Source organism: Streptomyces sp. NRRL S-1022, assembly GCF_000720135.1.
Lineage (GTDB): Bacteria > Actinomycetota > Actinomycetes > Streptomycetales > Streptomycetaceae > Streptomyces.
The window spans coordinates 1-331 of the sequence record NZ_JOIU01000169.1; the positions used below are offsets into that span (position 1 = coordinate 1).

A 331-nucleotide genomic window follows, 5' to 3' on the forward strand; every position below is an offset into this window, starting at 1 on the left:
GCCGCCGGAGGCGGCGATGCCGTCGGCGAAGCGGACCGGGCGGCGGACGTGGCCGACCCAGTACGCCGGGTCCGACAATTGGCCCGGTTCGGCCTGCTTTCCGGTGACATTCGATACGACGGGGATGACGGGTTCGTTCCAGGTCAGCCCGTCCAGCGCCTGCGCGAAGCCGTCCAGCATCGGCTCCATCAGCGCCGAGTGGAAGGCGTGCGAGACGGTCAGCCGCTTCACGCGGCGGCCCTGCTCACGCAGCTTCTCCGCCAGGGCGAGGACGGGCGCCTCATCGCCGGAGAGAACGACCGAACCGGGAGCGTTGACCGCCGCCAAGTCC

1 protein-coding gene is annotated in these 331 nt (G+C 71.0%); it reads right to left on the minus strand.

All coding sequences use genetic code 11. The annotated features are described in order from the left end of the window. Positions 1-331, minus strand: a 331-nt coding sequence (locus IG05_RS43310) for an acyltransferase domain-containing protein (protein WP_037816029.1), incomplete at both ends; no start/stop codon positions are given.